The 6,522-nt window shown below is 56.9% G+C and carries 7 protein-coding genes and 1 pseudogene; 6 read left to right on the top strand and 2 right to left on the bottom strand.

Annotation, left to right across the window (positions count from 1 at the left end; genetic code table 11):
- Positions 1–133: 133 nt before the first annotated feature.
- Entirely contained in the window at positions 134–1,114 is a 981-nt protein-coding gene (gene ygfZ, locus ACOTX2_RS14055) for a tRNA-modifying protein YgfZ (RefSeq protein ID WP_063147415.1), read from the bottom strand.
- Between the two features lie 294 nt (positions 1,115–1,408).
- Between ygfZ and sdhE the strand changes: the two genes are divergently transcribed.
- Entirely contained in the window at positions 1,409–1,675 is a 267-nt protein-coding gene (sdhE, locus tag ACOTX2_RS14050; protein ID WP_003863437.1) for an FAD assembly factor SdhE, read from the top strand.
- On the top strand, positions 1,656–2,066 hold the full coding sequence (locus ACOTX2_RS14045) for a protein YgfX (protein ID WP_063147416.1): 411 nt from the start codon (positions 1,656–1,658) through the stop codon (positions 2,064–2,066). Before sdhE ends, ACOTX2_RS14045 begins: the two co-directional genes overlap by 20 nt.
- A 1-nt stretch (position 2,067) precedes the next feature.
- Here ACOTX2_RS14045 and fldB read toward each other — a convergent pair whose 3' ends face one another.
- The gene (gene fldB / locus ACOTX2_RS14040) at positions 2,068–2,589 is read right to left on the bottom strand and encodes a flavodoxin FldB (protein ID WP_015571793.1); all 522 of its coding nucleotides are present in this window, start codon (positions 2,587–2,589) and stop codon (positions 2,068–2,070) included.
- Between the two features lie 101 nt (positions 2,590–2,690).
- Here fldB and xerD point away from each other — a divergent pair, with 101 nt between their 5' ends.
- The 4 genes and pseudogenes from xerD to ACOTX2_RS14020 form a co-directional block, all read left to right on the top strand.
- Positions 2,691–3,587, top strand: coding sequence for a site-specific tyrosine recombinase XerD (gene xerD / locus ACOTX2_RS14035; RefSeq protein WP_048965619.1), 897 nt, complete (start codon positions 2,691–2,693; stop codon positions 3,585–3,587).
- A 28-nt stretch (positions 3,588–3,615) separates the two neighbouring features.
- On the top strand, positions 3,616–4,329 hold the full coding sequence (gene dsbC / locus ACOTX2_RS14030) for a bifunctional protein-disulfide isomerase/oxidoreductase DsbC (RefSeq protein WP_022649304.1): 714 nt from the start codon (positions 3,616–3,618) through the stop codon (positions 4,327–4,329).
- A gap of 5 nt (positions 4,330–4,334) precedes the next feature.
- Positions 4,335–6,068 carry a single-stranded-DNA-specific exonuclease RecJ gene (gene recJ / locus ACOTX2_RS14025; RefSeq protein ID WP_048965620.1) on the top strand — a complete coding sequence of 578 codons (1,734 nt, stop codon included), beginning with the start codon at positions 4,335–4,337 and terminating at the stop codon, positions 6,066–6,068.
- 90 nt (positions 6,069–6,158) lie between these two features.
- Positions 6,159–6,522, top strand: a pseudogene (locus tag ACOTX2_RS14020) (PCRF domain-containing protein); the annotation flags it as partial.

Raw genomic sequence — 6,522 nt, 5'->3', positions numbered from 1 at the left:
TTTACAGCCGGACCGAGGCATCGCTGAAAGCCCTCAGTTATTCTGAGGCAACGTTATCGCTTTTGCTTTCAAATTACTGGGGATCCCTCAGCCCACAGGGAGAGGGAGAATATCAACACCGGGCGATACAGCATCAATCTTCCAGTGAATACGGCAGCGGCTCAATGCTGAGCGTGTTTGCATCGTCCCGCACGCGGAACACGCTGTCGGGCTCCATATCATTATTCATGACAACCTGCACCAGCAGGCGGCCATCATCGAGCTGGACGGCGGCTAACACGGTGCCGGTACGGCGCCAGTTTTCGCCCATCTTCATCTCGAGATCTTCACCCGCTTCCGGCACACGGCTGGCGTGACCAGCCAGCGTCCACAGGGCACGTTTGTTCGCGCCGCGGAATTTCGCACGCGCCACCATTTCCTGTCCGGTGTAGCAGCCCTTCTTAAAGCTGATACCACCCAGCGCCTGGATGTTTGTCGCCTGCGGGATAAACTGCGCGCTGTTTGCCGCGTCAATAACCGGCAGGCCCGCTTCGATGTTCAGCGCCAGCCACTGCTGGCTGTTGTTGAGCTGTGCTTCACCGCGCAGGGCGTCAGTGACGCGTTCCGCCGTTGCTTCGTCGGTTACCAGCAGGAAGCGCTCCGCAGGGTGTTCGAACCACAGAATGGAGGTTTCTCCCTCGCTGATCAGCTGTTTTCCGGCATCCGGTAGCTCGGCAAACAGGTTTTTCAGCGCTGCACGCGCCTGGAAACCCGCTACCCCCAGCAGAACGTGTTCATCGTCCGGGGCGATGGTGACTTTAGAAAAGACCGCGTATTTTTTCAGCTCTTTAAGCTGGGCGTCACGCAGGCTGCGACGCTCAATCAAGGCGAATCCGTCCTGACGGCGGAACAGACGCAGGTTGCTCCACATTTTGCCTTTTGGATCGCAATGCGCGGCCAGCAGATGCTGGTGCTCAGTCAACTGCGCCACGTCCGCCGTGACCTGGCCTTGCAGGTATTTTTCGCTGTCCGCACCGGTCAGTGTCGCCAGTGCCCAGTCATCAAGAGTAATCAGCGTCAGCGGCAGACGCGCAGAGGCGGCGGGCTGGCGAGGAGAAAATGGTGTAAATGCCATAGTGATGTCCTGAATTGCTTAACGCTTTGATAATACCTAATGGTAAAAGAGACTGTATTCAATGCAAGCGCTTTCAGCAGGCCATTCGTGCCATTACGCGGTTATGCGTGGCGCTACGCAAAATAGTGTAATCCGCTGTCTTTATAAGGATTATTCAGGAAGCCTGCTCGAGGTTCGCAATATTCCAGTAAAGAAACGGTCAAAAACACGTTACACTAGCAGGTGTTCCCGAAGAGCAATAATGAATACCGAACGGGATACCGACTGTGCCAAACGTAATGCAGGAAACAGAACATGGATATTAACAACAAGGCCCGTATTCACTGGGCGTGCCGTCGCGGCATGCGTGAACTTGATATCTCCATCATGCCTTTCTTCGAGTATGAGTACGACAGCTTAAGCGATGACGATAAGCGCCTGTTTGTCCGTCTGCTTGAGTCCGACGATCCGGATTTATTCAACTGGCTGATGAATCACGGCAAGCCCGCCGACACCGAGTTGCAACGGATGGTGCAATTAATTCAAACACGGAATCAGGAACGTGGTCCTGTGGCAATCTGATCTTCGCGTCTCGTGGCGCTCACAGTGGATGTCCTTACTGCTCCACGGTCTGGTCGCGGCAATGGTGTTATTGGTGCCGTGGCCGCTAAGCTATACCCCTCTGTGGCTGCTTTTGCTGTCGTTTGTAGTGTTTGACAGCGTGCGCAGCCAGCGTCGAATCAACGCCCGTCAGGGTGAAATTAAGCTGCTGATGGATTCTCGCCTGCGCTGGCAGGGAAAAGAGTGGGAAATGATAGGGACGCCGTGGATGCTCAACACCGGGATGATGCTACGGCTGCGTCGGGTCGAGGACAATCGTCGCCAGCACCTGTGGCTGGCAGCAGACAGTATGGATCCTGCGGAGTGGCGAGATCTGCGCCGGTTGATCGTGCAACAGCCGCCGCAGGAGTAAATCAGCTGAACTGCTCGGCCATCTCACCCAGAATCTGCTCGCACCAGCTCTGGAGGCGCTCGTCGCTAAGATCGTACTGGTTGGTTTCATCCAGCGCGAGCCCGACAAACAGCTGACCGTCGGCAATAATCGGTTTTTGACTGGTGAACTCATAGCCTTCCGTAGGCCAGTAGCCGATAAAGGTCGCGCCCTTTGGCGCCAGTTTGTCGTGCAGCATGCCGAGTGCGTCAAGGAACCACTCCCCGTAGCCCAACTGGTCGCCCATGCCGTACATCGCAATGATTTTGCCTTCAAAATTGACTGAATCGAGCTGATCCCAGATGGCTTCCCAGTCTTCCTGAATCTCACCAAAGTCCCAGGTAGGGATACCCAGAATCAGCACATCGTACTGCTCCATCAAGGCAACCGCGTCATCTTTCAGGTTATGCAACGTCACCAGTTCCGGGCCAATAATGTCGCGAATTTTCTCCGCCGCCATTTCGGTGTAGCAGGTGCTGGAACCATAGAACAGACCAATATTCATCGCGTAACTATCTCAATTCTTGCTATGACTTTGCGCGTAGTGTACCAGAAACCGATGGCAATCAGGCATAATGGCCAGATTGCAGAACCATAGGGGTTGATGTGGAAAAGGATCTCGCACTCATCGAACAGTTTCTCGACGCGCTGTGGCTGGAGAAAAACCTCGCTGACAATACGCTCAGCGCCTATCGTCGGGATCTCACTCTGCTGGTCGAGTGGCTGGCGCACCGGGGGCTGACGCTTGAAAGCGCACAAAGTGATGACCTGCAAGGGTTACTGGCTGAGCGGATGGAAGGGGGGTACAAAGCCACCAGCTCCGCACGTCTGCTGAGCGCCATGCGCCGCCTGTTCCAGCACCTTTACCGCGAGAAGATCCGCGCGGATGATCCCAGCGCACTGCTGGCATCGCCTAAACTACCTCAGCGGCTGCCAAAAGATCTCAGCGAAGCGCAAGTTGAGAGATTATTACAGTCGCCCGCAGTTGACCTTCCGCTGGAGTTACGCGATAAAGCCATGCTTGAACTATTGTATGCCACGGGCTTGCGCGTTTCTGAGCTGGTGGGCCTGACGATGAGCGATATCAGCCTGCGTCAGGGCGTGGTGCGCGTTATCGGTAAAGGGAACAAAGAACGGCTGGTGCCGCTGGGTGAAGAGGCGGTCTACTGGCTGGAGACGTATCTGGAACACGGGCGTCCGTGGCTGCTGAACGGCGTCTCCATAGATGTATTATTCCCGAGCCAGCGCGCGCAGCAGATGACGCGACAAACGTTCTGGCATCGCATTAAACATTACGCCACACTGGCGGGTATTGACAGTGAGAAGCTGTCGCCGCACGTTTTGCGTCACGCCTTCGCGACGCATCTGTTAAACCACGGCGCGGATTTACGCGTGGTGCAGATGTTGCTTGGACACAGCGATCTTTCAACGACGCAAATATACACCCATGTCGCGACGGAACGCCTGCGGCAGCTACACCAACAGCACCACCCTCGCGCGTGAGTGCCGACGAATTGTTACAGGATCATATATGAAAAAGTCTTTAGCGCTGTTCACCCTGCTGGCAGCTTCGGTTTCCGGTTTTGCCCATGCGGATGATGCCGCCATTAAACAGTCTCTGACGAAACTCGGCGTCGCCAGCAGCGAGATCCAGCCAGCGCCGGTGGCTGGCATGAAAACGGTGCTGACCAACAGCGGCGTGCTGTACGTGACCGAAGACGGAAAGCACATCATTCAGGGGCCAATGTACGACGTGAGCGGTGCGCAGCCGGTGAACGTCACCAACCAGCTACTGATGAAAAACCTGAATGCGCTCGAAAAAGAGATGATTGTCTACAAAGCGGCGCAGGAAAAGCACGTCATTACCGTCTTCACCGACATCACCTGCGGCTACTGCCACAAGCTGCATGAAGAGATGAAAGACTACAACGCGCTGGGCATTACCGTGCGTTACCTGGCCTTCCCACGCGCTGGCGTGCAGAGTCAGCCTGAGCAGGATATGAAAGCGATCTGGTGTGCGAAAGACCGCAACAAGGCCTTTGATGATGCGATGAACGGTAAAGGCGTGAAGCCCGCCTCCTGCGATATCGACATCGCTAACCACTACGCGCTGGGCGTACAGTTTGGCGTGAGCGGTACGCCAGCCATTGTGCTGAGCAACGGCTATGTGGTGCCGGGCTACCAGGGGCCAAAAGAGATGAAAGCGTTCCTCGACGAACACCAGAAACAGACGGGTGGTAAATAATTCGCGTGAAAGCCCCGATAAAACTGCGCCGCCGCGATGCGGTTGAAACCGCGGATTTACCAGATACGCTTCCGCTGCTGTTAAAGCGGTTGTACGCCAGCCGTGGCGTGCGTACGGCAAGCGATCTTGAGCGCAGCGTTAAAGGCATGCTGCCCTGGCAAGCGCTGAGTGGCATCGAAAAAGCGACTGAAATGCTCTACGACGCGTTCCGTGACGGGACGCGGATTGTCGTGGTGGGCGATTTCGATGCCGACGGCGCAACCAGTACCGCGCTGAGCGTACTCAGCCTGCGTGCGCTGGGCTGCGATAACGTGGCTTACCTGGTGCCGAACCGGTTTGAAGACGGCTACGGCCTCAGCCCGGAAGTGGTCGATCAGGCCCATGCCCGTGGTGCACAGATGATCATGACCGTGGATAACGGGATCTCTTCTCATGCGGGGGTCGATCATGCCCATGCGCTGGGGATCCCGGTACTGGTCACCGATCACCACCTGCCAGGAGAAACCCTGCCAGACGCCGAAGCCATCATTAACCCGAACCTGCGCGACTGCGATTTCCCGTCGAAATCGCTGGCCGGAGTAGGGGTGGCGTTTTATCTGATGCTGGCGTTACGCACGTTGCTGCGTGATAAGGGCTGGTTCGAATCGCGCGGGATTGCCGTGCCGAATCTTGCGGAGTATCTCGATCTGGTGGCGCTGGGAACCGTGGCGGACGTGGTGCCGCTCGATACCAATAACCGTATTCTCACCTGGCAGGGCTTGAGCCGCATTCGGGCGGGCAAATGCCGTCCGGGGATCAAGGCGCTGCTGGAAATTGCCAACCGCGATCCGCTGAAGCTTGCGGCAAGCGATTTGGGTTTTGCCCTCGGCCCGCGCCTGAACGCGGCGGGGCGGCTGGACGATATGTCGGTTGGCGTTGCGCTGCTCCTGTGCGACAACATCGGCGAAGCGCGCGTGCTGGCCAGTGAGCTGGACGCACTCAACCAGACCCGTAAAGAGATTGAGCAGGGGATGCAGGCCGAAGCGCTGACCCTGTGCGAAAAGCTGGAGCGCAGCGGCGATAACCTGCCGGGTGGGCTGGCGATGTATCACCCCGAATGGCACCAGGGCGTGGTGGGCATTCTGGCGTCGCGCATTAAAGAGCGTTTCCACCGCCCGGTGATCGCGTTCGCCCCCGCCGGGGACGGCACGCTGAAAGGCTCTGGTCGTTCCATTCAGGGGCTGCATATGCGCGATGCGCTGGAGCGTCTGGATACGCTGCATCCGGGGTTGATGATTAAGTTCGGCGGTCACGCGATGGCGGCAGGCCTGTCGCTGGAAGAGGCGAAGTTCGACGAGTTCCAGCGTCTGTTTGGCGAACTGGTCACCGAGTGGATCGATCCGTCTCTGTTGCAGGGTGAAGTGGTTTCTGACGGCGAGCTTTCTCCGGCTGAAATGACCATGGAGGTGGCGCAGATGCTGCGCGATGCCGGCCCGTGGGGGCAGATGTTCCCGGAGCCGCTTTTCGACGGACGTTTTCGTTTGCTGCAACAGCGCATCGTGGGCGAACGCCATCTCAAAGTGATGGTGGAACCGGTCGGCGGCGGGCCGCTGCTCGACGGCATCGCCTTTAACGTTGATACCTCCATCTGGCCGGACAACGGCGTGCGCGAGGTTGAGCTGGCCTATAAGCTGGATATTAACGAGTTCCGCGGTAACCGCACCCTTCAGATCATCATCGACAATATCTGGCCAATTTAGCGTCAGTAATCTCTATAAAAAAGGGCGTGGATTCGGTACAATCCCGCTCTTATCACCGCATTTTGACAAGCTCATAAAAGAAAACAGACCATGTTTGAAATTAATCCGGTAAAAAACCGCATTCAGGACCTCACGGAGCGCTCTGACGTTCTTAGGGGGTATCTTTGACTACGATGCCAAGAAAGAGCGTCTCGAAGAAGTAAACGCCGAGCTGGAACAGCCGGACGTCTGGAACGAACCTGAACGCGCGCAGGCGCTGGGTAAAGAACGTTCCTCCCTCGAAGCCATCGTAGATACGCTGGATCAAATGGCGCAGGGTCTGGAAGATGTTTCTGGGCTGCTGGAGCTGGCTGTCGAAGCCGACGACGAAGAAACCTTTAACGAAGCCGTGGCAGAGCTCGACGTGCTGGAAGAGAAGCTGGCGCAGCTGGAATTCCGTCGCATGTTCTCCGGC

Origin of the sequence: Enterobacter cloacae complex sp. IR5412, assembly GCF_049237385.1 — a bacterium.
Taxonomy (GTDB): domain Bacteria; phylum Pseudomonadota; class Gammaproteobacteria; order Enterobacterales; family Enterobacteriaceae; genus Enterobacter; species Enterobacter intestinihominis.
The sequence above is the reverse complement of the archived record's forward strand: the minus strand, read 5'-3'. Positions and strand labels throughout refer to the sequence as shown.